This window comes from Nocardiopsis suaedae (genome assembly GCF_027706745.1).
In the GTDB taxonomy this organism is placed as follows: domain Bacteria; phylum Actinomycetota; class Actinomycetes; order Streptosporangiales; family Streptosporangiaceae; genus Nocardiopsis_A; species Nocardiopsis_A suaedae.
In genome coordinates this window covers 1-20,677 of record NZ_JAQFWP010000040.1, presented here as the reverse complement: position 1 = coordinate 20,677, position 20,677 = coordinate 1, and the positions used below count along the sequence as shown (strand labels likewise).

Here is a 20,677-nt window from a genome sequence, read left to right as displayed (position 1 = left end):
ATCGTAATCGGTCATTGATCCGATGAGAACAATGTGTTGGACAGATCGGCTGGACCGGGACGACGCTGAATCCATGACGATCTCGCGCCGAACCCCGCCCGCGGCCCCCGACGCCGCCGCCTCCGCGCCGCCCGACCCCGGCATCGGCCGCGGACTGCTGTTCCTGATGTCGGCGGCCACCGGCCTCGCCGTGGCCGGGAACTACCTGGCCCACCCGCTGCTGGAGCGCATCTCCGGGGCGCTGGGCACCACCCCCGCGGCGGCCGCGCTGATCGTCACCGCCGCCCAGGCCGGGTACGGCGCCGGGCTGCTGCTGGTGGTGCCGCTGGCCGACATCGTCGAGCGGCGCCGCCTGGCGGTGGGGCTGCTGGCGGCCGCCGCCGCGGGCCTGGCCGCCTCGGCGGCCGCGCCCTCGCTGCCGGTCCTGCTGGCCACCACCGTGGCCACCGCCTCCGCCTCGGCCGCCGCGCAGGTGCTGGTGGGCACCGGCGCGGGGATGGCCGCGCCCGGCGACCGGGGGCGCGTCGTGGGGGCGATGATGTCGGGCCTTCTGACCGGCGTCCTGCTGGCCCGGGTGGTCTCCGGCGCGCTGGCCGAGGCGGGCGGCTGGACGGCGCCCTACTGGGCGGCCGCGCTGCTGCTGGCGACGGCCGCGGCGGCGCTGCGCCTGGCCATGCCGCGCTCGCTGCCGGCCGGTCCCGGCCGCCCCGCCTACCCGGCACTGCTGGCCTCCACGGTGGGGCTGCCGGCGCGCGAGCCGGTGCTGCGCCGGCGCGGGGCCATGGCGGCGCTGTCCTCGGCCGGGTACATGGGGCTGTGGACCGGTCTGGCGCTGCTGCTGGGCGGCCCGGACTACGGCTGGCCGACGACGGCCATCGGCCTGTTCGGGCTGCAGGCGGCCGCCGGGCCGGTGGCCTCGCAGGTCGCCGGGCGCCTGGCCGACCGCGGGCATGTGCGCGCGGTGACCGCGGCCGGGGCGGCGGCCATCGCCGCCGCCTGGGCGGTGCTCTCGGGGGCCGCCGGGGCGCTGCCGCTTCTGGTGGCCGGGCTGCTGCTGGCCGACGTGGGGCAGCAGCTCGTGCTCAACAGCTCCCAGAACGTGCTGTACGCGCTGCGGCCCGAGGCGCGCAACCGGATCAACTCGGTGTTCATGACGATGTTCTTCGGCGGCGGAGCCCTTGGGGCGGGGCTGGCCGGGGGCCTGTGGGGGGTGTGGGGCTGGAACGGCGTGGTGGCGCTGGGGGCGACAGCGGCCCTGGGCGTAGCGGTGCTGTGGGCCATGGACCGGCGGCGCTCTTAGGCCGGGGGCTCCGGTCGGTGAGCGCCGCCGACCGCTCAGGCCCCCGTGGTCTGATTCCCGGGGGTGTCCGGCGCGGCCCGGCCGTCGCGGTAGGGGGCCAGGAATGCGGTCAGGGCGGCGAGCATCGCCCCGGGGGCCTCTTCGGCGGGGTAGTGGCCGCACTCGGGAAGGACGGCGGTCTGGACGTCGTCGGCCGCGGACTCCAGCGCCTCGCCGACCGAAGCGCCCAGGTTCTCCGCCCCGCCGATCGCCAGGACGGGCAGGGACAGCCGCCGCCTCGCGCGCTCCCGGTTCTGCGCGATGGTCGCATCGAGCGCGCGGTAGAACTCGAAGCTGCACCGCAGGGCCTCGGGGTCGGCGGCGAGCGTGTCGGTGTAGTACCGCACGGCGCGCTCGGGCAGCGCCTTGGCGGCTTTGGTGGCGAACTGGTGGCCGAAGAAGAGGTGTTCGCGCCCGCGCACCAGCTCCTCGTTGAGTCCGGTCAGGCGGTTGAAGGCGAAGTGCCACAGGCGGTCGTTGGCCGCGCGGGCGCCGAAGAGGGACGGCGCGGGGGAGAGCCCCGGGATGGCGGCCTCGGCGAGGGCCAGGCGGTCGAGGCGGCCGGGGTGGTCGGCGGCCAGGGCGTAGCCGGTCCACATCCCGATGTCGTGGCCGACCATGGCGAAGCGCCGGTGTCCGAGCGCGCCCATGAGCGCCGCCGTGTCGCGCGCCAGGGTGCCGGTGTCGTACCCGTCCCGGGGTTTGCCGGAGAGCCCGACCCCGCGCGGATCGACCGCGACGACCTCGAAGTCGCGGGCCAGGGCGGGCATCAGGAGGCGCCAGGCGTACCACGTCTGGGGCCAGCCGGCCATGAGGAGCAGTGCTGGGCCGCGTCCGCCGGTGACGGCGTGCAGGCGCACCTCTCCGGTGTCGACGTAGCGGCTGGTGAAGGTGTCGGTGAAGCCGTCCGGGAGGTCGGGCGCACCGGAGGCGGAGCCGGGGCCGGCGGGGGCGGGCAGGTCGGTCGGCGGCACGGGCATGGGCTTTCCTTCGGGGCAGGCGGCACGAAACGGCGCGGGTCCGCGGAGCGGGCTCGCGGGGGGACGGGCCCTACGCTAGACATGTTGGAACGATCGGTCAAAGATAGTTGGACCGGTCGTTCCAACATGCGGGTAGACTCTCCTGCAGAACGCGAAAGGCGGGGGGTCCGTACACGTGTCCGGCCGGAAGCAGTTCGACGTCGACGCGGCCCTGGACCAGGCCATGCGGGTGTTCTGGCAGCGCGGCTACGCCGAGGCCTCGCTCGACGCCCTGGCTTCGGCCACCGGCCTGGGCCGGGGCTCGCTCTACGGCGCCTTCGGGAACAAGCAGGCGCTTTTCCGCCGGTGCCTGGACCGCTACACGGACCTCTACGGTGCGCGGTTCGAGCAGGCGCTGGCGGCCCACCCCGGCGACCCGGTGCGCGCGGTCGGAGCCTTCTTCGAGGTGATCCTGGCCCGCATCGCCGACCCCTCGGTCCCCGGCGGCTGCCTCATCGCCCAGTCCGCCGCGCAGGCGCCCGCCCTGGACGGGGACGACAGCGCCAAGGTGCGCGGCCTGCTCGACGCGCAGCGCCGACGGGTGCGCGCGGCGCTGGAGGGAGCCCCGGCCGACGCCTCGACGCTCGACGCGCTCGCCTCCTACGTCGTCGCGGTCAACCAGTCGCTGGCCGTGCTCAGCCGCGCGGGCGCCTCGGACGCCGAGCTGCGGTCCGTGGCCGGGCTGGCGTGCGCCACGGTGGACGACACGCTCTCCCGACCGGCGTCTGGGCCCGGCGCCCGAGGCTGAACCGCCCCGCCCCTGCCGTGTCCGCGGCGGGTGGCAGAGTGCGCCCATGCGGACGACACTGCAGGTGACCATCGACTGCGCCGACCCGCGGCGCCTTGTGGAGTTCTGGTGCGCGGCCCTGGGGTACGTGCCCGAGCCCGCCCCGGACGGGCACGCCACCTGGCGCGAGTACTGGCTCTGCGCCGGTGTGCCCGAGGGGGAGGTCCCGCCGGGCGCGGGGGAGGAGCCCGAGTCCATCGTCGACCCGGACGGGGCGGGGCCGCGGGTGTGGTTCCAGGCGGTCCCCGAGGCCAAGGCGGGGAAGAACCGCCTGCACCTGGACCTGCGCGTCGGCGGCGGCCGGTCGGCGCCCTATGCCGACCGGCGCGCCCGGGTCGGGGCCGAGGCCGAGCGCCTGACCGGGCTCGGCGCCCGGACCCTGCGGGTGATGGACCACCCGGGCGCGGCCTACTACACCGTGGTGATGCAGGACCCGGAGGGCAACGAGTTCTGCGTGACCTGAGGGGCCGTTCAGGCGGACCGGGGCGCCGCACGCGCGCCCAGCGCTCGGGCGGTCTCCTCGTCGGCCGGGTAGAAGGACTCGATCACCAGCTCGGCGACGGTCACGTCCAACGGCGTTCCGAAGGTGGCCGCGGTGCTGATGAACGACAGCTCCCCGCCGTCGCCGGGGTCTTCTTGTGAGGATGCGATCATAGCCGAACTGGTATCTGTACGTACCTAGACGTATCTCCTTGAAGCTGTTGGTCAACAGACTTCTAACGTCGTGGCTATGGAATTCGGTCCTGATGACCAGATCGACGACGAGCACCCGGTCACGCCCTACCGCCAGCTCAGTGACATCCCGCGGGCCAGGATCGAGCGCGGGGGACTGGGCGCCGAACCGGCCGATCCCCTCCGAGGCGCGGCTGGTCCAGGAGTACGGCTTGGCGCGCACCACGGTGCGGCGAACCATCAGACTGCTGGTCGACGAGGGGGTGCTGTTCGTCGTCCCCCAGCGCGGCACCTACGTCGCCGAACCGGGCGCACAGGGAGTGGCACCCGGACAGGCATGACCGCGCGGTTCGGTACGTCGACGACCTGCCTTGTTCGCCACCGCGCGGCCCCGGAGCAGGCCATGTTCCGGCCCATGGACGCGCGGATCCCCGAGGGCTTCGGCCCGGACGACGAGCTCGACTACGACGGCCCCGAACCCGTCTGGCTGCAGCTGGCCGCCGTCGTGGCGGCGCGCATCGAGGCCGGCGTCTACCGGCCCCGCCGACCGATCCCCAGCGCCGCGCAGCCGGCAGGGGAGTTCGGAGTCGCGGTGAACACCGCCCGCAAGACGGTGGACCTCTTGGTGCGCCTCGGCTATGTCCGCACGGTCACGGGCAAGGGTGCCTACGTGCTGGAGCGCGGCCCGGAGGGAACCTCCTCCGGGGAGGAGTGACCGGGACACCGCCCGGCTGAAGCGGGGCGCCGGGGGCGCCGACGCCCCGGCCCATCCGTCCCTCAGTCCACGCGGTGGCCGAAGGCGAACACGTCGGCCGGGTCGTGTTCGGCCTTCAGGTGCCTGAGAAGGGCCGCGTCCTCCTCCGTGTAGGCGCTGCGCACCACCTCCGGCGTGCTCGACTCCCCGCTCGGCAGGAAGGTGGGCAGGCGCCCCAGCGACCACGGCCGCAGCCCGTCGGCGGCCTCCCGCACGCGGCGCGCCGCCTGTGGATCGACCTTCTCGCCCGGCATGGTCAGCACGTTGGCGAAGTAGGCCGCCTCCCGGTGGCCCACCATCGCCTGCCCCTCCCCGGCCAGCGCACCGCCCATGTGGCGCACCTCGGCGATGACCGGCCCGCCCGGTCCCGGCTCGACGGCGCCGCCCAGGACGCCCAGCGCCCCGCCCGGCAGGTCCCGCACCACCGCCGTGTCGCCGGACCAGGCCACCGGGGTGTCCGGCTCGGCGTGCACGCTGCCCGACTCGCTCGCGGGCATCTCCCTGAGCCCGCCCGTCAGCACCGGCCCGGCGTCCAGGCGCTCCACCAGTTCCCGCCCCCGTGCGGCCCGCCCCGTGTAGGCGATGCGCACGTGCATGACGGTGCGCCCGGCGATCGCCTCGGGCACCCCGGGCGCATCCGGGACGGGGATCACTGCGGCCGAGGAGTTCATCTCGGCCGACAGCCCCCGCGTCCAGGCCACGTAGGCGCCGAAGGCCGCGGCGGGGTCGGTGGCGTCGAGATAGAGCCCGCCGCCGAAGATCCGTTCCAGCTCCACCAGCCCGGTCTCCACCTCGGTCACGGCCGCCAGGCCGCCGCGCCCGCCCAGCAGGCCCCGCACCAGCCCGGGTTCGTCCTCGGGGGTCAGTGTGCGCAGGCGCCCGTCGGCGGTGGCGGCCCGCACCGAGCGCACGCGGTCGGCCGCCCACCCGAAGGTGCGACCCAGCAGGGGCAGGCCCCCTCCCAGCAGGTAGCCCACCGCCCCCACGTGCGGGGCCGACCCGCTCAGGGCGGCCAGGCCGTGTTCGGCGGCGGCCCGCGCCACCGCGCCCCACGGGGCGCCCGCCTGGATGCGGGCGGTGCGCCGGTGCGGGTCGATACTCACTTCGGCCATGCGGCGCGTGGTGATGAGCAGGCCGCCGTCGGCGGGGACGCCCGGCCCGTGCCCGGTGCCCTGCACCGCCGCCTTCATCCCGTGCTCGGCGGCGAAGGCCACCCCCAAGCGCACGTCGTCCTCGCATGCCGCCCCCACGACCAGGCGGGGCCGGTGCGGCACCGAGGTCTGGAAGTTGGCGCACTCGGCGTCGAACCCCGCGTCCCCGGCCAGGAGGACCGGCCCCCGCGCCGCCGCCGCCAGTGCTCGCGCGTCCCCGGCCGGAATGCCGGTGGTCGTGGTCGCCTCGCTCATGCCCCGCCCCTTCGTCGGTCCTGTCCGGGCCCCGCCCCTGGGGGCTCCGGCTGACAGGTAGGGAGCATCCCGGCAAAACTTGACACTTGCCGTCATGTTTTTCGGCCACCATGGAGGAATGAAGTCCGACCGGCTGCTGTCGATCCTGCTGCTGTTGCAGACCCGCTCCCGTGTGAGGGCCGCCGAGCTGGCCGAGCGCCTGGAGGTGTCGGTGCGCACGGTGTACCGGGACGTCGAGGCGCTCTCGGCCGCCGGGGTTCCGGTCTATGCCGAGCGCGGGCGGCGCGGCGGCATCGCGCTGCTGCCGGGGTTCCGCACCGACGTGAGCGGGCTGACCGCCCCCGAGGCCCAGGCCCTTTTCGTCCTGGCCTCCGGGGGCGCGCACAGCGCGCTGGGGCTGGACGGCGCGCTCGGTTCGGCGCTGCGCAAGGTCATGGCGGCCCTTCCGGCCCCGCACCGGCCCGCCGCCGAACAGATGAGCCGACGCATCATCGTCGAGGCCGAGCGCTGGTACAGCGGCCCGCGCGCCGACGCCGACCTGCGGGTGCTGAAGGGGGCGCTCTTCGGCGACCGGCGGCTGCGCCTGGGCTACCGGCACGGCGACGGCCGCGAGGCCGAGTACACCGCCGACCCCTACGCGCTGGTGGCCAAGGCCGGGGTCTGGTACCTGGTGGCCGACGCGGCGGGGCAGCCGCGGCTGTTCCGTGTCGACCGCGTGCTGTGGGCGCGGGAGCTGGAGGAGCCGGTGCGCAGGCGCCTTGGGCAGGATCCGGTGGCGGTGTGGGAGGAGCTGCGCGGGCAGGTGGAGCGCCGCCCCGAGGGGGTGCGGGTGCACGTCCGTGTGCGCGCGTCCAAGGCGGCACTGTTCACCCGTATCCTCGGCCCCTTCCTGGCGGAGCCGCCCGAACCGGAGTCGGGCGCCGAGTGGTGCGGGGCGGTGCTGGCCTACCCGGAGGTGCGGGCCGTACGCCAGCTCTTGCAGTTCGGCGGGGATGTGCGGGTGTCGGCCCCGCAGAGCGCGCGCGATGTCATGGCCGAGGAGACCGCGGCGCTGGCCGCGCTGTACGGCCTGCACGGAGACGGAGCGGGTGGTGAGGACGTTCCGGAAGAGCGGTAGCGCGCCCGGCCGGGGCGGGCCGTGATCGCTACGGCTGACTTGAACACCGGCGTCAGCAGGGGCGGGCCACGGGTGGCCGCGTGCTAACCCCGGCCACCCGGACGAGGAGGCGATGCCCGCCTGAGGTCCGGGCACACGGAGATGGGATGGGGCGTGCTCGTCCCGCACCGCTGAGCGCGGACGGGTATCGGCGCCCGATATCGGTTCCGTGACATAGGGTGCGGGCAGACTCGTGGAAGCCGAGGCGCGGGGAGGCGAGGGATGCGCGACTTCATCCGGGGGGCGGTGCGGCTGCACATCCTGCACCACGCCGCCGAGGGGGAGATCCACGGCGCCTGGATGACGCGGGAGCTGGCCGCGCACGGCTACGACATCAGCCCCGGGACGCTCTACCCGACGCTGCACCGCCTTGAGGCCGACGGGCTGCTGGTGTCCGAGCAGCGCGTGGTGGAGGGGCGCACCCGGCGCGTGTACGAGGCGACCGATCAGGGGCGGCGGGTCCTGGCCGAGGACCGCGCCGCCCTGCGTGAGCTGGCACGCGAGGTGCTGGGAGCCGACGTCCCGGAATGAGCCGGGACACGGCCGCCGGAGGGCCCGGCCGAGGCCTGCGGCCGACTCTCTAGGCGTCGCGGCGCAGCGTGAACCAGAAGGTCGGCACCTCGTTCGTGCCCGGTGTGACGTCGGCCAGCTCCCACCCGGCGAACCTGGCCCGCAGTTCGTCGGCGGTGATGCCGGCCGCCCACGACGCGGGGGCGGCGTCCGCGAAGGCCCCATCGAGCGCTCCGGGGCCGAACCCGAACATCAGCAGCAGCGCCCCGGGAGCGGCGCGGCGGGTGAGCCCGTCGGCGTAGGCGCCGCGGCGGTGCAGCGGGATCCCGCAGAAGCAGCTCAGGTCGAAGAACAGGTCGAAGGGGCCGGAGGCGTCCAGCTCGTCGAGGCGGGTCGCGTCGCCGTGCAGCAGCCGGACCGGCGCACCCGCGGCCCGGGCCTTGCGCCTGGCCTGCTCGACGGCGTCCTCGACCAGGTCGAGGGCCGTCACCTCCCAGCGGTGTTGGGCGAGGTAGACGGCGTTGGTCCCGGTGCCGCAGCCGAGTTCGAGGGCGCGGCCGGGCGGTGGCGCGCCGTCCCCCTCGACCAGGGCGACCAGCTCGGGCGGTGTCACACCGCTGTCCCACGGCGGCCTTCCCGCACGGTAGAAGTCCTCCAGGGCGCGGTGGACCGCCGCCTCCTCCCGGTCCGGCGGAAGGGCGGCCGGGTCCGGGTCGGGCGTGCGGGGGGTGGGCCGGTTCATGGTCCCTCCGAATTAGAGTCGGACTCTAGAGATAGGCTCAGAATATGAGTGAGGTCAAGAGGCCCGACAAGCGCGCCGAGCGTTCGCGCCGCACGCGCGAGAAGGTCATCGAGGCGGCCCACGACCTGTTCCTCGCGCAGGGGTACGGGGCGACGAGCCTGCAGGAGGTCGCGGACCGGGCGGGCGTGGCCGTCCAGACGGTCTATTTCGTCTTCCGGAACAAGCGCACGCTGCTCAAGGACGTCGTCGACACGTCCATCGCCGGGGACGCCGAGCCCGTGGCCACGATGGACCGCGCGTGGTTCCGCTCGATGTGCGCCGAGCCCACCGCGGCCGGGCAGCTGCGCGCGCACGTGCGCGGCGCCGGGCGGATCCTGGGCCGGGTCGCCCCGATCGTGCCGCTGGTCTCGGCCGCGGCGGCCACCGACCCCGAGATCGCCGTGCAGTGGCCGCAGGACCCCGGCCCGCGTTACACGGTGATGCGCGCGGCCGCCGAGGTGTTGGCCGGCAAGCCCGGCGTTCGCCCGGGCCTGGGCGTGGAGGAGGCGGCGGACCTGCTGTACGGCCTGCTCAGCCCCGAGCTCTATTTGGTCTTCGTCCGCGACCGCGGCTGGCCGCCGGAGCGGTGGGAGGAGTGGGCCCGCACCACCTTGACCTCCCAGCTGTGCGCCGACCCCGGGTAGGCGGTCCGGCGCCGCTCCGGCGCGCTACAGCAGGAGGAATCCGAGGGCCCCGGCCGCGATGACCACGGCCCAGGCCGGGGTGCGCCACACCGCCAGGGCCACGAACGCCGCCGCCGCGACCGCCATCGTCGCCGCGGACGTCACCCCTTCGGTGAACACCGGGTCGTACAGCGCGGCGGCCAGAATGCCCACCACCGCGGCGCCCGCCCCGGCCACGGCGGCGCGGGCGCGGGGGTCGGCGCGCAGCCGGTCCCAGAACGGCAGCGCCCCGGCCACCAGCAGCGCCGAGGGGGCGAAGACCGCGAGCAGTGCGACCGCCGCGCCCAGCAGGGGGCTCCCCGCGACGGGGATCAGCGCGCCCAGGTAGGCGGCGAAGGTGAACAGCGGCCCGGGGACGGCCTGCGCGGCGCCGTAGCCCGCCAGGAAGGACTCCCGGCCCACCGCGCCGGATCCGACGACCTCGGACTCCAGCAGCGGCAGGACCACGTGCCCGCCTCCGAACACCAGCGCACCGGCCCGGTAGAAGCCGTCGGCGAGCATGAGCGCGGTGGAGGGGAACAGCGCCGCCAGGGCGGGCAGCGCGGCCAGCAGGGCGGCGAAGGCGGCCAGGAACCCCAGGGCGGTGCGGTGCCGCACGGGGGCGGCGCCCGGCGTGGGCCCGTCGCTCTCGGCGTCCGTCCCGGCCTCCTCCTCGTGGCCGCCTTCCCGGTCCGCCCGGCCGGTCGGGTCCGCGCCAGGGGGATCGCGCAGCAGGAGCAGCCCGGCGGCGGCCCCGGCCGCGATGGCCGCCACCTGGCTCAGGGAGGAGGGCAGCAGCAGGACCAGGACCATGGCGGCCAGGGCGACCGAGGCGCGGCGCACCCCGGTGGCGAGCTTGGCGGCCATGCCCCACAGCGCGTAGGCGACGACCGCGACGGCGGCCGCCTTCAGGCCGAGGAGCCACCCGGCCCCGGGGTCGGGCGCGAGCGCCTGGGCGCCCAGGGCGAAGGCGGCCATGAGCACCGCCGAGGGCAGGGTGAAGGCGACCCAGGCGGCGGCCATTCCGGCGTACCCGGCACGGCGCAGCCCCAGGGCCATGCCGACCTGGCTGGAGGCGGGGCCGGGGAGGAACTGGCACAGGGCGACCAGGTCGGTGTAGTCGCGCTCGCCGAGCCAGCGGCGCCGCACCACGAACGCGTCGTGGAAGTAGCCCAGGTGCGCGACGGGCCCGCCGAAGGAGGTCAGCCCCAGCCCGAGGAAGGCCCCGAAGACCTCCCGGACGGTGCCGCGGGTGCCCGCCGGGCCCGGATCGATGTGCTTCGGAGGGGGCGGCGGTGTGGTCATGGTCCTCCTCCGCGGGCCGAGGGGCGGGGTATCGGCGACCGATATCGGGACCCGATATGGAGCGACCTTACCGCACGGCCCGTCAGGGCGCCCCCGTACCGGACCTGGGCGTTCGCCCCGGCGGTCCCGGGCCGTCCTCCACCTGCGCTGCGCGGGGGCGGGACGGCGCCCTGCACCCGGGCGGTTCGAAGGTGGCAGACCGGGGTCCCGGCGCCGGTGGACCGGCCGGGAACGGGGAGTGAACGGCGGGAGGCCGGGCGGAGGAGGCGGTGGACGAGGCCCCGCGCAAGGCGGGCAGGTACCGGTCCGACTCGGCGGTCGAGCGCGCACGGGCCCCTCGCTCCGAGCGGACGCCGCCCCACCGCCGTCACGGCCCGTTCCCGGGCGGGCATAGCATTGTGGCCTGCCGAGTCGCCCCGGTCGCTCCCGATTCGCGACGAGGGGCCGCCGCCGAAGGACGTCAGGGGGAACATGCGCGAGGGCACCCGATTCACCGAGAACGTCGCCGGGGCCCGGCTGCGCCAGGCCGCCGACGACGACGTCAAGGCCGTGGTCGACCTGGTCAACTCCGCCTACCGGGGCGAGGAGGCCAAGAAGGGCTGGACCACCGAGGCCGACCTGCTGGACGGCCAGCGGGTGGACGCCGAGAACGTGGGCGAGCTGATCGCCTCGCCCGACACGGTCGTGATCCTGGCCGAGGACACCGGCTCCCAGGACCTCTTGGCCTGCTGCGAGCTGCGCGGCGACCACGGGGGCGACGCCTACTTCGGCATGTTCTCGGTCAGCCCCCTGGCCCAGGGGCGGGGGATCGGCCGCGCGGTCCTGGCCGAGGCCGAGGGCCAGGCCGCCCGGGTGTGGAGCGCCCGGCGCATGACCATGCTGGTGATCCGCCAGCGCGAGGCCCTCATCGCCTGGTACGAGCGCCGCGGCTACGCGCTGACCGGCAAGAGCGCCCCCTTCCCCTACGGCGACGAGCGCTTCGGCATCCCGCTCCGCGACGACCTGGAGTTCGTCGAGCTCGCCAAGGAGCTGTGAGGGGCCTCCGCAAACGGGTGCGGCCCCGGCTCGACGCCGGGGCCGCACCCGTTTCACACGGCGGGGGTCAGGCGGTACCGCCCTTGTCGGCGCCTTCGGCCGACCCGCCCCCCTCGGCGGCGGACGCCACCTCGGGAGCGGTGTCCGGCCCTTCGCCGGGCGGGGCTCCGACTCCGGCCCCGGGCTCATCGGCCGCGCCCTGGGGGTCCTGCGGCGCGTCGGGATCCTCCAGCATGCCCTTCTCGGTCCCGGCGATGATGCGGGTACCGGTCAGGTCGCCGGTGACGTTGCACATGGTGCGGGCCATGTCGAGGATCGCGTCGATCCCGGCGACCAGGGCCACGGGCGCCATGGGCAGCCCGGTGGAGGTGACGGTCATGGACAGCATGATCAGCCCGGCGCCGGGCACCCCGGCGGTGCCCACCGAGGCCAGCACGCCCACCGCCACCACGGTGAGGATCTGGCCGAAGGTCAGGTCCACCCCGGCGATGTTGGCCACGAACACGGTCGCCGCGCCCACGTAGATGGCGGTGCCGTCCATGTTGATGGTGGCGCCCAGGGGCAGGCTGAAGCCGTAGACGCCCTCGTGCACGCCCATCTTCTCGGCGGCCCGGCTGGAGACCGGGAGGGTGCCGCTGGAGGAGCGGGTGACGAACGCGGTGAGCATGGGGTCCTTGGCGGCGCCGAAGAACCGGCGCACGTTGGCGCGGAAGGCCAGCAGCAGCAGGACGTAGACGCCGATCTGCAGCGCGATGGCGAAGTAGACGACGCCGGTGAGCTTGGCCAGCGGCAGGATCGCCGCCACACCGGTGTCGGCCATGACGCCCGCGATGAGGGCGAACACGCCGACCGGGGCGTACTGCAGGACGCCGCGGATGACCAGGAAGACCAGCTCGACCGCGCCGTCGACGCCGCGCCGCAGGAACAGGCCCAGGCCGCGCACGCGCTCATCGTCGCTGCCGGTCATGAAGGTCAGGGCGAGCCCGAAGACGATGGCCATCAGCATGATGGCCAGGACGTTGCCGTCGACCAGCGCCTGGAAGGGGTTGTCGGGGACGATGTTGAGCAGCGTCTCCGACAGCGGGGGCCGCTCGGCGGCCTCCTCCCCGTCGCCGGGCATGCTCAGTCCCGCGCCCGGCGAGACGATCAGCGCCAGGACCAGCCCGATGGTGATCGCGAACGCCGAGGTGGCCAGGTAGAACAGGAACACCTTGAAGCCGATGCGCCCCAGGCGCTGGGGGGTGACCGAGGAGACGCCGGCGATGAGGGTGCTGATGATCAGCGGGAACACCAGCATCTGCAGCAGCCGCAGGAAGATCTGGCCCAGGACCTCCAGGACCTGGCGGACGGCGCCGGTCAACGCGGCGCCGCCGAGCGCGTTCAGGGCCAGCCCGGCGGCCAGCCCGGCCACCAGGGCGATGGCGAGTTTCCAGATCAGGGGAAACTCCAGGTAGCTGCGCCATAGGGAGCGGCGCTCGCTCTGTGGGGACATCGGTGTCCTTCCACGTCTCGGGGGCACGGAATGGGGGGTTTATACCGGTTCTGCGGCCGTGTACACATCACAACCCCGTCACTGAGCAGCACGATCGTGAACACGGAGCGCTGTTCCCCGACAAAAGGGATGGCCGGATCCGGCGCCCCGAGCACGGCGGGGCGGCCGGCTCCCCACGGGCGCACACCAGTGCGCCCGGCCCTCATCTGCGCAGGTCATCATGGGACGCGTCCGCTGGAGTGGTGCCGTTTCCCTCGAACCAGGCCGGCGCGGTCGGCCCGGCCCCAGGGCCCAGGCGATGGCGGCCAGGGACGGGCCCTGCCCCCCTCCGAACCCCTGGTCGGGCCAAAGTCCCCCAGCGGTCGACGCAACTCCACACGTTGCGCCGAACACGAGGAGCAACCGCGCTTGCAGCGTCGTTTCCCTCGAGATCTCGGGGATCCCGGCCTGAGGTGTCCGCACCGGCGGGACGCCTGTCGGCGGACGGCCACCGGAAGCTCCCCCACTCCAGCGGACGCGACCTCATCATGCCGCGCGCCCCGGAGCCGTGGCCGCCCTGACGGCCGAAGGCCGTCGCGGCTCCCGGACGCCGCCCCGGTGTGCCACGTCGCGGGCGTCCGCGACGTGGCACACCGAGCAGGGCCAGGGCGGCCGCGGCGCGGGGCCTCAGGCGTCCGGCGCGGGGTCGGGCGCGTCCAGGACCTCCCGGTCCTGCGCCGTCAGCTCCAGGTCGGCCGCCTCCAAGGCCTCCTCCAGCTGCCCGGGCGTGCTGGCGCCGAACACCGGCACGACCGGCACCTCGTGCCCCATCAGCCAGGCCAGCACCACCTGGTTGCGGGTGGCGCCGGTGCGTGTTGCCACCTCGTCCAGGGCGGCCAGGCGCCGACGCGTCCCGGCGTGGTCGTAAAGCTCGGGCAGGGGCCGGTCCTGGCGGGTGAAGCCGCCGTGGAGCAGGGGGGAGTAGGCCATCATCACCGGCCGCCCGGACACCGGGGAGCCGCGCCGGACGAACTCCAGGATGCCGTCGTCGGCCACCACCTGCCGCCCGTTGGCCATGGGGTCCCAGTGGCGCGGGCGCACATAGGTGTAGCGGTACTGCAGCACCTGCGCCCCCGGTCGCCCGGCGGCCGTGTCGGCGGCCCGCGCGCGCTCCAGCAGCGGCAGGGTGTGGTTGCTGAGCCCCCACATGCCGATGCGGCCCTCCTCGACCAGGGAGGCGTAGGCCTCGGCGGTCTTCTCGATGGGGGTGTCGTGGTCCTCGATGTGCCCGAGGAGAACGTCCAGGCGTTCGGTGCCCAGGCGGCGGGCGCCGGCCTCGGCGGCGGCGTCCAGGGCGGCGGGGGACAGCCCGTCCGACCCCTCCTCGTAGCTCGTGCCCGGTGTGGTGGGCAGGGCGCCGGACTTGGTGCACACGACGACCTCGTCGCCGATCCCGCGCGCGGCCCGCCAGCGTCCCAGGAGGGCCTCGCTCTCCCCGCCCCGCCCGCCCGGCGTCCAGAAGGCGTAGTTGTTGGATGTGTCGAGGAACGTTCCCCCGGCCTCGACGAACCGGTCCAGCAGCCGGAAGGACGCGCCCTCGTCGACAGTGGTGCCGAAGGGCAGGACGCCCAGGCACAGGGTGCTCACACGGCGGGCCGACCGCCCGCTTCCGATGGTGGTGTAGCGCATGGCCGAAGGCTGGCCCCTGGAGTGCGCTCCAAGGCAACCCCCGGCCCCGCCCGGGGCGCTTCAGGCATCCGTCTCCTGCGGCGGGGTGTCGCCGTCCTCGGGGGCGAGGATCCAGGTCTCGTGCAGGTGGTGCCACCGCAGCCCGTGGCGGGCGGCGGCGTCGCGAAGGAAGACCACCGTGCAGCGGCGCACGGAGCGCTCCCTGGGGGAGTCCTGGTGCTCCTCATAGGCGGCCACGACGATGCCGTCGTCCTCGGCCACCACGAGCGGCTCGCGGATGGTCAGGACCAGCCCCGGCGCGCTCCCGTGCGCGGAGGGGAAGCCCTTCTCCAGCGCGGCGGCGTCCACGACGTCCCCGCCGGGCGCGTGCAGCCGGAACCCGGGGGTGAGCATGCCCAGGAAGTCCCCGAGCGTGTCGGGGGCTGCCTCTCCGCGCAGCCAGGCCCCGATGTGGCGGTGGAGGTCGGCGATCTCCTCGACGGCGGCGTGCATTGCGGGCTCCTCGTCCTGTCTCGCTGTCTCTAGGGGCGTCCCGGCGTCACCGGGACGTGTGTGGGACTTCCAGCCTGCCCCGGCCGCCCTGTACCGTCGATGAACGCGAGTCCGATCCCGTTGAAGGATCGTCCATGAGAGCCGAAGACGCCACCGACGGGGCGGACCACCCGCCCGCTTCGGAGGACCTGCTCAGCGCCGTGCTGGCGCCCGTCCGCCTGCGCGGGGTCTACTCCAGCCACTGGTCGGTGCGCGCGCCCTGGAGCGTGCAGGGAAGGCGCGAGCCGTGCGCGGTGGTGCATTACATGTGCGAGGGGTCGTGCGTGGTGAGCATGCCCGGCGGCGCCCCGCCGCTGGCGCTCGGGCCGGGCGACCTGGCGGTGTTCCCGCACGGTAGCGAGCACGTCGTGGCCGATCGGCCGCAGAGCGCCGCAGTGCCGCTGGATGCCCTCCTGCCCGGGCGGCGGCCCGGGACGGTCGGGCGGGTGAGCATCGACGGCCCCGGGGAGGCGGCCCGGCTGCTGTGCGGGGGGCTGCACTACGACGAGGCGGCCGCGCCCCCTCTGTACCAGGCCCTGCCCGAGGTGGTGGTGCTGGACGCGGCCGCGGTGGCGGGCGAGCCGCTACTCGAGGCGACCCTGGAGTGGCTGGCGTCCGGCAGCGACAGGGGTGCTCCTGGGGCCGAGCTGGTGGAGCTGCGCGCCTTTGAGACGGTGTTCGTGCTGGCGCTGCGGGTGGCCGCCCTCAAGGCGGGTGTGTCCTCTCCGCTGCTGCGGGCCCTGCGCCATCCGGGTATCGCCCGCGCGCTGCTGGCGGTGCACACGCGCTTCTCCGAGCCGTGGAGCCTGGAGACGCTGGCGGCCGAGGCGGGCATGTCGCGCTCGGCGTTCGCTTCGGCCTTCAGGGGGCTGGTCGGCGAGACCCCGGGGGCGCACCTGCTCGGGCGGCGCATGCAGGAGGCGGGGCGCCTGCTGGGGGAGAGCGACATCCCCTTGAGCCAGGTCCCCGAGCGGGTGGGGTACAGGTCGACGGTCGGGTTCCACCTGGCCTTCCGCAAGCGCTTCGGGCTGACGCCGGGGGAGTTCCGGCGGCGGTGCGACGGGCAGCGGGAGCGCGCCCTGGGGGAGTGAGGCGCGTCGCGGGCGTAGGAGGGGATCCGGTCCCGGCGCACGTGTTCAGTGCGCGGTGAGGGCCGGGTAGTCGGGCAGCGCGATGTCGGAGGCGGTGTCGTCGACCATGCGCAGCATCGCCCGCTTGGCGGTGGCGGAGGCGAACAGCGCGGCGCGCATCCGGATCCCGGCCGTGCTCCTGGGGGCGAGGAAGCGCCCGGCGTTGCCCTTGCGGGCCGCCTTGGCGTAGCGGCCCATGATCCGGTCGTAGCGCGCGAAGGCCGCCCAGTGGTCACCCCGGCGGCGGCCGACTCCCCGGCCAGGACGGAGGCGCCCGCCAGGGCCAGGCCCGCCTCCCCGTCTCGCGTGCAGGTAGGAGCGACAGGTCACGGCCATCGGTTGCGGCCGGTGAGAGGTGGGAGGGCACCGTGGTGCGGCGGGGCCCACGGGAACCGGCCGGGTGCCGGGCGCGCCTGACGAGAGCAGCCCGCCCGCATCCGTGCGGGCGTCCCCGAGCCATGAGCACCGCGTCCTTCCACCAGCCCGGCCGTCCCGAGGACCTGCCGGCGCCCGAGGTGCTCTGGGCCCACAGCAGGATCGAACTCGGCGCCTACCGCCTCCTCGAGGCGCGCCCGGGGGGAGGAGGAGTTCAGTCGATGGCGGACTGGGCAAATCGGCGCCGTCGAACCGTCGAGCAGATCACGGCTCTACCGCCGAAGCCCGCGGTAGTCCTCCTCGACCCCCTGATACCGGGCCGCGCCGACCAGCGGCGCGTGCGGACCCGTACGCGTGCTCGCCCCTTATATGGCCGGTCTCATCCATCCCCCTGGAAGGTGCGGCGGTCGCGGTAGGCGCGCATCTTGTGCCGCGCCCCGCAGATGTCCATGCTGCACCAACTGCTGTTGTTGGCCGGTGAGCGGTCGTAATACACCCAGCGGCAGTCCGGGGACCGGCACACCTTCAGGCGCGCGCTGCGCCCGGCGAAGTCTGCCAGCGCCAGGGCCGACAAGACCTCGGCGGCCATGGCGCGCACGGGGTCGCCGTCGGCCGGGGGCAGGTGCGCGCGCCCCTGCCCGTCCCACTGCGGGGGCCTCAGCAGAAGGTCCGACAGGTCGCTGAGGCGGGCGTGGGCGTCGGCGCCGCCTTCCAGGTGCTCGCGTGCGCTCTCCCGGGCGCGGACGAGGAAGGCCAGGGCGTCGCTGTCGAGGGCGCACCCCGCCTGGACGTGCCCGTGGTCGTGCAGCCAGGCGCGGGCGGTCTCCAGGGAGGCCAGGGAGTCCTCCCCGTAGAGGAACCGCGCCGAGTTGCAGAACTCTTCGATGACCAGCAGGTCGTCCGGGGCGGGCGGGCGGGTGTAGGCCATGCGGACGAGGTTACCCCCTTTACGGGAGTAGCGGTAACGGCTATGGTTACCGTCATTCCCGCAAAGGCGGTAACGACATTGGTGGAGGAAGCATGGCAACCGACTGGGAGCTGGACCGGACCTTCGACTCGGCCAACGGCCGAGTGCGCTGGGCCCGCATGGGGGAGGGGAGCCCGGTGGTGCTCGTGCACGGCTGGCCGTTCTCCTCCTACATCTGGCGGGACATCGCACGCGCTCTGAGCGCCCGGCACACCGTCTATGTGTGGGACCTGCCGGGGTACGGGGCCTCGGACCGGTACGAGGGCCAGGACGTCTCGCTGGCCGGGCACCACCAGGTGTTCGCCTCGCTGCTGGAGCACTGGGGGCTGGACCGCCCCGCGGTGGTCGCCCACGACATCGGCGGGGCGGTGGCGCTGCGCACGGCACTGCTGTCGGAAAAGGGATTCGACAGGCTCGCCCTGGTCGACGCGGTGGCGGCCGGGCCGTGGGGAAGCCCGTTCTTCCGGCTGGTCAACCGGGAAACCGACACCTTCGGGCAGCTGCCCGGGCACCTGCACGAGGCCCTGGTGCGCGCCTACATCGCCGACGGGGCCGACCAGGAGCTGCGGGCGGAGACCCTGGAAGTGCTCGCCCGGCCCTGGGTGGGCGAGCAGGGCCGGCCGGCCTTCTACCGCCAGATGGCCCAGGCCGACATGCGCCACACCGCCGAATACGAGGACCGCCTCAATGAGCTCGACATCCCGGCGGCCGTGGTGTGGGGCGCCCGCGACCGGTGGCTGCCCCTCGACCGCGGGCGCGAGCTCGCCGAACGCCTGCCCCGGGCCCGGCTCCACGTCGTGGAGGACAGCGGCCACCTGCTCCAGGAGGACGCTCCGGCCCGGCTGACCGCGGTGCTGGCCGGCTTCCTCGCGGACGGACGGTAGAGGCGGGCCCGGTCCCCCGGGTCCGGTTCACCCCAGGGCGAGGAAGCGGACGCCGGACCCCCTCAGGTCCTCGGCGGTCGGCCCGCCCTCCAGGTGGCGGCCGGTGGCGGCGCGCAAGGCCTGCAGGGCTTCCATGCCCTCGGGCCGCCCGGCCCCGCCGAACAGCAGGGATTCGACCGCCTCGGCCCCCTCCGGCGAGGTCCAGGGGTCGCGCCCCAGAGCGTCGGCGAGGTCGACCCCGTGCACGACGAGTTCGAGAACGCGGGTGAGGAGGAAGTCCTCCAGGGCCATGGCGTCGCCGTGGCGGGTGCGCACCACCCTCCCCGGCGGCTCGTCCCGCAGGCGGGGTTCCAGGTCCTTCCAGAGCTCCCGCAGCCGCCGTCCGGGCTCGGCGGCGTCACGGTGGCGGGCCGCGGCGCGGACGGCGCTGTCGATCCGGTCGGCGTCCACCTCGGGGGAGAACCGCGTGTCAGGCGCGTAGTAGCCCGCGGCGTCCACCTCGGCCCGCGGCGGCGCCTCCTGGTCGAGCGCGGCCTGCACGCGGCCCAGAGCGCCGACGGTGTGCGCGGCCAGGGCGGCCACGTCCCAGGGGGCGCACCGGGTCGGTGCCGCCGCCTCGCGGTCGGCCAGTGAGGCCAGGACGTCGCCCAGCCGCCCGCATTCGGCGTCGAGCACTCCGAGCAGTCGCGTTCGTTCCATGGGCGCGACGCTATGCCACCGCCCGGCGGGCGGCCGGGGCGGGCCTCCGTTCGGCCCCTCTAGGCTCGGCCCATGGGAATCCGATTCAGCGCCCTGTCCATCGACGCCGTTGACCCCCGCGCCGTGGCGGCCTTCTGGAGCGGCGCGCTCGGCTGGCCGGTCACCGTGGACAGCGAGGAGGGCATCGGGCTCGTCCCCGAGGAGGGGGCACCCCTGCGGGACTTCGGCATCGTCGTGCTGCCGGTGCCGCCAGGGCAGCGCAAGCGGGGCAAGAACCGGCTCCACCTGGACCTGTGCCCCCGCGCGGGCAGTACGGCCGAGGAGGAGGTGGAGCGGCTGCTCGGCCTGGGGGCGGCCCGGGTGCAGGTGGGGCAGCCCGACGACGCGCCCTGGACGGTGCTGGCCGACCCCGAGGGCAACGAGTTCTGCCTCCTGCACCGCAGCGACCCGGCGGGCGCGTAATAGGGTCGGCGCGTGAACGACACGACACCCGATGACCCGACGCGACGTGAGAAGGCCGAACGCCTGCGCGAGCTGCACCGGCCCGGCGCCCCGCTGGTGCTGGTGAACGCCTGGGACGTGGCCAGTGCCCGCGTGGTCGCCGCCACGCCCGGCGCCAAGGCGGTGGCCACGGCCAGCCACGCGGTGGCGGCGGCCTATGGAGTCAACGACGGCGAGAACCTGCCGTTCGCCGAGCTGGAGGGGATGGTCCGGCGCGTGTGCGGGGCGGTGCCCCTGCCGGTCACCGTCGACATGGAGCGCGGGTACGGGGCCGACGCGGACGGGGTGGCCGCCAGTGTCGGGCGGCTGATCGCCGCCGGGGCGGTCGGGTGCAACATCGAGGACGGCTTGGAGGAGGGCGACGGCGCCGACGCGCTGCGCCCGGTGGACGAGCAGGCCGACCGCCTGCGCGCGGCGCGCGCGGCCGCCGACGCGGCGGGGGTGCCGATGGTGGTCAACGCCCGCACCGACGCCCTGGCCCGAGGCCTGCCGGTGGAGGAGGCGGCCCGGCGGGGCCGCGCCTACCTGGAGGCGGGCGCGGACTGCGTCTTCGCGCTCGGGGCGGCCTCGGTCCCCGTGGTGGAGCGGCTGGTGGAGGAGCTGGGCTCGGTCAGCGTGCTGGCCGGGGCGGACGGCCCGCCCCTGGACGAGCTGGCGGCGGCCGGAGCGGCGAGGATCAGCATGGGCCCGGGCCCGATGGGCGCGGCGTACGCGGCCCTGCGCCGCCTGTCCGACGACGCCGCCAACAGGCGGCCTCTACCGGCGGACCTGTCCTACCGCCCGTGAGAGAGGGCACACCGTCAGAGCACGGCGCCAACGGTGGGCAAGGGGTGCTGCGGGTGCGCTGACGGGGAACCGCCCCTCCCGCTGTTGAGGGGGCCGTGCGGCGCGGGCGGTACCCCGCTCAGGGCCCTGCCCGGGTGACGGGCCGCCGGAGTGCGGGGTGGAGGGCACCAACGAGAACACCAACCGGCTGGTGCGCGACTACTTCCCCAAGGGCGTCA

General features: G+C 75.0%; 24 protein-coding genes. 13 read left to right on the top strand and 11 right to left on the bottom strand.

The window, feature by feature from the left end; translation table 11 throughout:
- Window positions 1-73 precede the first annotated feature (73 nt).
- Window positions 74-1,300, top strand: a complete 1,227-nt coding sequence (locus O4U47_RS19650) for an MFS transporter (RefSeq protein WP_270679370.1) — start codon at window positions 74-76, stop codon at window positions 1,298-1,300.
- A gap of 35 nt (window positions 1,301-1,335) precedes the next feature.
- Here O4U47_RS19650 and O4U47_RS19645 read toward each other — a convergent pair whose 3' ends face one another.
- A complete protein-coding gene (locus tag O4U47_RS19645; protein ID WP_270679369.1) occupies window positions 1,336-2,319 on the bottom strand; it encodes an alpha/beta fold hydrolase in 984 nt (327 codons plus the stop codon).
- A gap of 175 nt (window positions 2,320-2,494) precedes the next feature.
- On the opposite strand from O4U47_RS19645, the gene O4U47_RS19640 reads away from it, so the two are divergent.
- Both O4U47_RS19640 and O4U47_RS19635 read left to right on the top strand, forming a co-directional pair.
- A complete protein-coding gene (locus O4U47_RS19640; RefSeq protein WP_270679368.1) occupies window positions 2,495-3,106 on the top strand; it encodes a TetR/AcrR family transcriptional regulator in 612 nt (203 codons plus the stop codon).
- A gap of 46 nt (window positions 3,107-3,152) precedes the next feature.
- Window positions 3,153-3,608, top strand: a complete 456-nt coding sequence (locus O4U47_RS19635; RefSeq protein ID WP_270679367.1) for a VOC family protein — start codon at window positions 3,153-3,155, stop codon at window positions 3,606-3,608.
- A gap of 8 nt (window positions 3,609-3,616) precedes the next feature.
- Here the strand turns inward: O4U47_RS19635 and O4U47_RS19630 are convergent, their stop codons facing one another.
- The gene (locus O4U47_RS19630) at window positions 3,617-3,799 is read right to left on the bottom strand and encodes a hypothetical protein (RefSeq protein ID WP_408638997.1); all 183 of its coding nucleotides are present in this window, start codon (window positions 3,797-3,799) and stop codon (window positions 3,617-3,619) included.
- A 140-nt stretch (window positions 3,800-3,939) separates the two neighbouring features.
- Between O4U47_RS19630 and O4U47_RS19625 the strand changes: the two genes are divergently transcribed.
- A complete protein-coding gene (locus tag O4U47_RS19625; RefSeq protein WP_270679366.1) occupies window positions 3,940-4,158 on the top strand; it encodes a GntR family transcriptional regulator in 219 nt (72 codons plus the stop codon).
- Between the two features lie 74 nt (window positions 4,159-4,232).
- Window positions 4,233-4,532 carry a GntR family transcriptional regulator gene (locus O4U47_RS19620; RefSeq protein WP_270679365.1) on the top strand — a complete coding sequence of 100 codons (300 nt, stop codon included), beginning with the start codon at window positions 4,233-4,235 and terminating at the stop codon, window positions 4,530-4,532.
- A 62-nt stretch (window positions 4,533-4,594) separates the two neighbouring features.
- Here O4U47_RS19620 and O4U47_RS19615 read toward each other — a convergent pair whose 3' ends face one another.
- Window positions 4,595-5,977: an FAD-binding oxidoreductase gene (locus tag O4U47_RS19615; protein ID WP_270679364.1), complete on the bottom strand. Its 1,383-nt coding sequence runs from the start codon at window positions 5,975-5,977 to the stop codon at window positions 4,595-4,597.
- A 118-nt stretch (window positions 5,978-6,095) separates the two neighbouring features.
- Between O4U47_RS19615 and O4U47_RS19610 the strand changes: the two genes are divergently transcribed.
- Together O4U47_RS19610 and O4U47_RS19605 are read left to right on the top strand one after the other, a co-directional pair.
- Window positions 6,096-7,094 (top strand): helix-turn-helix transcriptional regulator, encoded by a 999-nt coding sequence (locus O4U47_RS19610; RefSeq protein WP_270679363.1) that lies wholly within the window; start codon window positions 6,096-6,098, stop codon window positions 7,092-7,094.
- Window positions 7,095-7,355: 261 nt separating this feature from the next.
- Window positions 7,356-7,664, top strand: coding sequence for a PadR family transcriptional regulator (locus O4U47_RS19605; RefSeq protein ID WP_270679362.1), 309 nt, complete (start codon window positions 7,356-7,358; stop codon window positions 7,662-7,664).
- Window positions 7,665-7,713: 49 nt separating this feature from the next.
- On the opposite strand, the gene O4U47_RS19600 is transcribed toward O4U47_RS19605, so the two are convergent.
- On the bottom strand, window positions 7,714-8,385 hold the full coding sequence (locus O4U47_RS19600) for a class I SAM-dependent methyltransferase (protein ID WP_270679361.1): 672 nt from the start codon (window positions 8,383-8,385) through the stop codon (window positions 7,714-7,716).
- Between the two features lie 44 nt (window positions 8,386-8,429).
- Here O4U47_RS19600 and O4U47_RS19595 point away from each other — a divergent pair, with 44 nt between their 5' ends.
- Window positions 8,430-9,068 (top strand): TetR/AcrR family transcriptional regulator, encoded by a 639-nt coding sequence (locus tag O4U47_RS19595; protein WP_270679360.1) that lies wholly within the window; start codon window positions 8,430-8,432, stop codon window positions 9,066-9,068.
- A 24-nt stretch (window positions 9,069-9,092) separates the two neighbouring features.
- On the opposite strand, the gene chrA is transcribed toward O4U47_RS19595, so the two are convergent.
- A complete protein-coding gene (gene chrA / locus O4U47_RS19590) occupies window positions 9,093-10,391 on the bottom strand; it encodes a chromate efflux transporter (protein ID WP_270679359.1) in 1,299 nt (432 codons plus the stop codon).
- Window positions 10,392-10,862: 471 nt separating this feature from the next.
- Here chrA and O4U47_RS19585 point away from each other — a divergent pair, with 471 nt between their 5' ends.
- Window positions 10,863-11,426, top strand: a complete 564-nt coding sequence (locus O4U47_RS19585; RefSeq protein ID WP_270679358.1) for a GNAT family N-acetyltransferase — start codon at window positions 10,863-10,865, stop codon at window positions 11,424-11,426.
- A gap of 67 nt (window positions 11,427-11,493) precedes the next feature.
- Here O4U47_RS19585 and O4U47_RS19580 read toward each other — a convergent pair whose 3' ends face one another.
- From O4U47_RS19580 to O4U47_RS19570, 3 genes are all read right to left on the bottom strand, one after another.
- Window positions 11,494-12,918, bottom strand: a complete 1,425-nt coding sequence (locus O4U47_RS19580) for a dicarboxylate/amino acid:cation symporter (protein WP_270679357.1) — start codon at window positions 12,916-12,918, stop codon at window positions 11,494-11,496.
- Window positions 12,919-13,584: 666 nt separating this feature from the next.
- A complete protein-coding gene (locus tag O4U47_RS19575; RefSeq protein WP_270679356.1) occupies window positions 13,585-14,586 on the bottom strand; it encodes an aldo/keto reductase in 1,002 nt (333 codons plus the stop codon).
- A gap of 60 nt (window positions 14,587-14,646) precedes the next feature.
- Window positions 14,647-15,078 carry a DUF4440 domain-containing protein gene (locus tag O4U47_RS19570; protein ID WP_270679355.1) on the bottom strand — a complete coding sequence of 144 codons (432 nt, stop codon included), beginning with the start codon at window positions 15,076-15,078 and terminating at the stop codon, window positions 14,647-14,649.
- Between the two features lie 134 nt (window positions 15,079-15,212).
- On the opposite strand from O4U47_RS19570, the gene O4U47_RS19565 reads away from it, so the two are divergent.
- Window positions 15,213-16,208, top strand: coding sequence for an AraC family transcriptional regulator (locus O4U47_RS19565; protein ID WP_270679354.1), 996 nt, complete (start codon window positions 15,213-15,215; stop codon window positions 16,206-16,208).
- A gap of 45 nt (window positions 16,209-16,253) precedes the next feature.
- Here O4U47_RS19565 and O4U47_RS19560 read toward each other — a convergent pair whose 3' ends face one another.
- Window positions 16,254-16,445, bottom strand: a complete 192-nt coding sequence (locus tag O4U47_RS19560) for a hypothetical protein (protein ID WP_270679353.1) — start codon at window positions 16,443-16,445, stop codon at window positions 16,254-16,256.
- A 556-nt stretch (window positions 16,446-17,001) separates the two neighbouring features.
- On the bottom strand, window positions 17,002-17,550 hold the full coding sequence (locus O4U47_RS19555; protein ID WP_270679352.1) for a CGNR zinc finger domain-containing protein: 549 nt from the start codon (window positions 17,548-17,550) through the stop codon (window positions 17,002-17,004).
- A gap of 92 nt (window positions 17,551-17,642) precedes the next feature.
- Between O4U47_RS19555 and O4U47_RS19550 the strand changes: the two genes are divergently transcribed.
- Window positions 17,643-18,473, top strand: coding sequence for an alpha/beta fold hydrolase (locus tag O4U47_RS19550; protein ID WP_270679351.1), 831 nt, complete (start codon window positions 17,643-17,645; stop codon window positions 18,471-18,473).
- 27 nt (window positions 18,474-18,500) lie between these two features.
- On the opposite strand, the gene O4U47_RS19545 is transcribed toward O4U47_RS19550, so the two are convergent.
- On the bottom strand, window positions 18,501-19,172 hold the full coding sequence (locus O4U47_RS19545) for a maleylpyruvate isomerase N-terminal domain-containing protein (RefSeq protein ID WP_270679350.1): 672 nt from the start codon (window positions 19,170-19,172) through the stop codon (window positions 18,501-18,503).
- A 72-nt stretch (window positions 19,173-19,244) separates the two neighbouring features.
- On the opposite strand from O4U47_RS19545, the gene O4U47_RS19540 reads away from it, so the two are divergent.
- Window positions 19,245-19,634 (top strand): VOC family protein, encoded by a 390-nt coding sequence (locus O4U47_RS19540; protein WP_270679349.1) that lies wholly within the window; start codon window positions 19,245-19,247, stop codon window positions 19,632-19,634.
- Between the two features lie 12 nt (window positions 19,635-19,646).
- Window positions 19,647-20,459, top strand: coding sequence for an isocitrate lyase/PEP mutase family protein (locus O4U47_RS19535; RefSeq protein WP_270679348.1), 813 nt, complete (start codon window positions 19,647-19,649; stop codon window positions 20,457-20,459).
- The last annotated feature ends 218 nt before the right edge of the window (window positions 20,460-20,677 follow it).

Excerpts from the sequence above, each read along its gene's own strand:
- O4U47_RS19650 (WP_270679370.1), top strand. The coding sequence starts at position 74 with ATGACGATCTCGCGCCGAACCCCGCCCGCGGCCCCCGACGCCGCCGCC.
- O4U47_RS19645 (WP_270679369.1), bottom strand. The coding sequence starts at position 2,319 with ATGCCCGTGCCGCCGACCGACCTGCCCGCCCCCGCCGGCCCCGGCTCC.
- O4U47_RS19635 (WP_270679367.1), top strand. The coding sequence starts at position 3,153 with ATGCGGACGACACTGCAGGTGACCATCGACTGCGCCGACCCGCGGCGC.
- O4U47_RS19630 (WP_408638997.1), bottom strand. The coding sequence starts at position 3,799 with ATGATCGCATCCTCACAAGAAGACCCCGGCGACGGCGGGGAGCTGTCG.
- O4U47_RS19620 (WP_270679365.1), top strand. The coding sequence starts at position 4,233 with ATGGACGCGCGGATCCCCGAGGGCTTCGGCCCGGACGACGAGCTCGAC.
- O4U47_RS19615 (WP_270679364.1), bottom strand. The coding sequence starts at position 5,977 with ATGAGCGAGGCGACCACGACCACCGGCATTCCGGCCGGGGACGCGCGA.
- O4U47_RS19610 (WP_270679363.1), top strand. The coding sequence starts at position 6,096 with ATGAAGTCCGACCGGCTGCTGTCGATCCTGCTGCTGTTGCAGACCCGC.
- O4U47_RS19605 (WP_270679362.1), top strand. The coding sequence starts at position 7,356 with ATGCGCGACTTCATCCGGGGGGCGGTGCGGCTGCACATCCTGCACCAC.
- O4U47_RS19600 (WP_270679361.1), bottom strand. The coding sequence starts at position 8,385 with ATGAACCGGCCCACCCCCCGCACGCCCGACCCGGACCCGGCCGCCCTT.
- O4U47_RS19595 (WP_270679360.1), top strand. The coding sequence starts at position 8,430 with ATGAGTGAGGTCAAGAGGCCCGACAAGCGCGCCGAGCGTTCGCGCCGC.
- chrA (WP_270679359.1), bottom strand. The coding sequence starts at position 10,391 with ATGACCACACCGCCGCCCCCTCCGAAGCACATCGATCCGGGCCCGGCG.
- O4U47_RS19585 (WP_270679358.1), top strand. The coding sequence starts at position 10,863 with ATGCGCGAGGGCACCCGATTCACCGAGAACGTCGCCGGGGCCCGGCTG.
- O4U47_RS19580 (WP_270679357.1), bottom strand. The coding sequence starts at position 12,918 with ATGTCCCCACAGAGCGAGCGCCGCTCCCTATGGCGCAGCTACCTGGAG.
- O4U47_RS19575 (WP_270679356.1), bottom strand. The coding sequence starts at position 14,586 with ATGCGCTACACCACCATCGGAAGCGGGCGGTCGGCCCGCCGTGTGAGC.
- O4U47_RS19570 (WP_270679355.1), bottom strand. The coding sequence starts at position 15,078 with ATGCACGCCGCCGTCGAGGAGATCGCCGACCTCCACCGCCACATCGGG.
- O4U47_RS19565 (WP_270679354.1), top strand. The coding sequence starts at position 15,213 with ATGAGAGCCGAAGACGCCACCGACGGGGCGGACCACCCGCCCGCTTCG.
- O4U47_RS19560 (WP_270679353.1), bottom strand. The coding sequence starts at position 16,445 with ATGGGCCGCTACGCCAAGGCGGCCCGCAAGGGCAACGCCGGGCGCTTC.
- O4U47_RS19555 (WP_270679352.1), bottom strand. The coding sequence starts at position 17,550 with ATGGCCTACACCCGCCCGCCCGCCCCGGACGACCTGCTGGTCATCGAA.
- O4U47_RS19550 (WP_270679351.1), top strand. The coding sequence starts at position 17,643 with ATGGCAACCGACTGGGAGCTGGACCGGACCTTCGACTCGGCCAACGGC.
- O4U47_RS19545 (WP_270679350.1), bottom strand. The coding sequence starts at position 19,172 with ATGGAACGAACGCGACTGCTCGGAGTGCTCGACGCCGAATGCGGGCGG.
- O4U47_RS19540 (WP_270679349.1), top strand. The coding sequence starts at position 19,245 with ATGGGAATCCGATTCAGCGCCCTGTCCATCGACGCCGTTGACCCCCGC.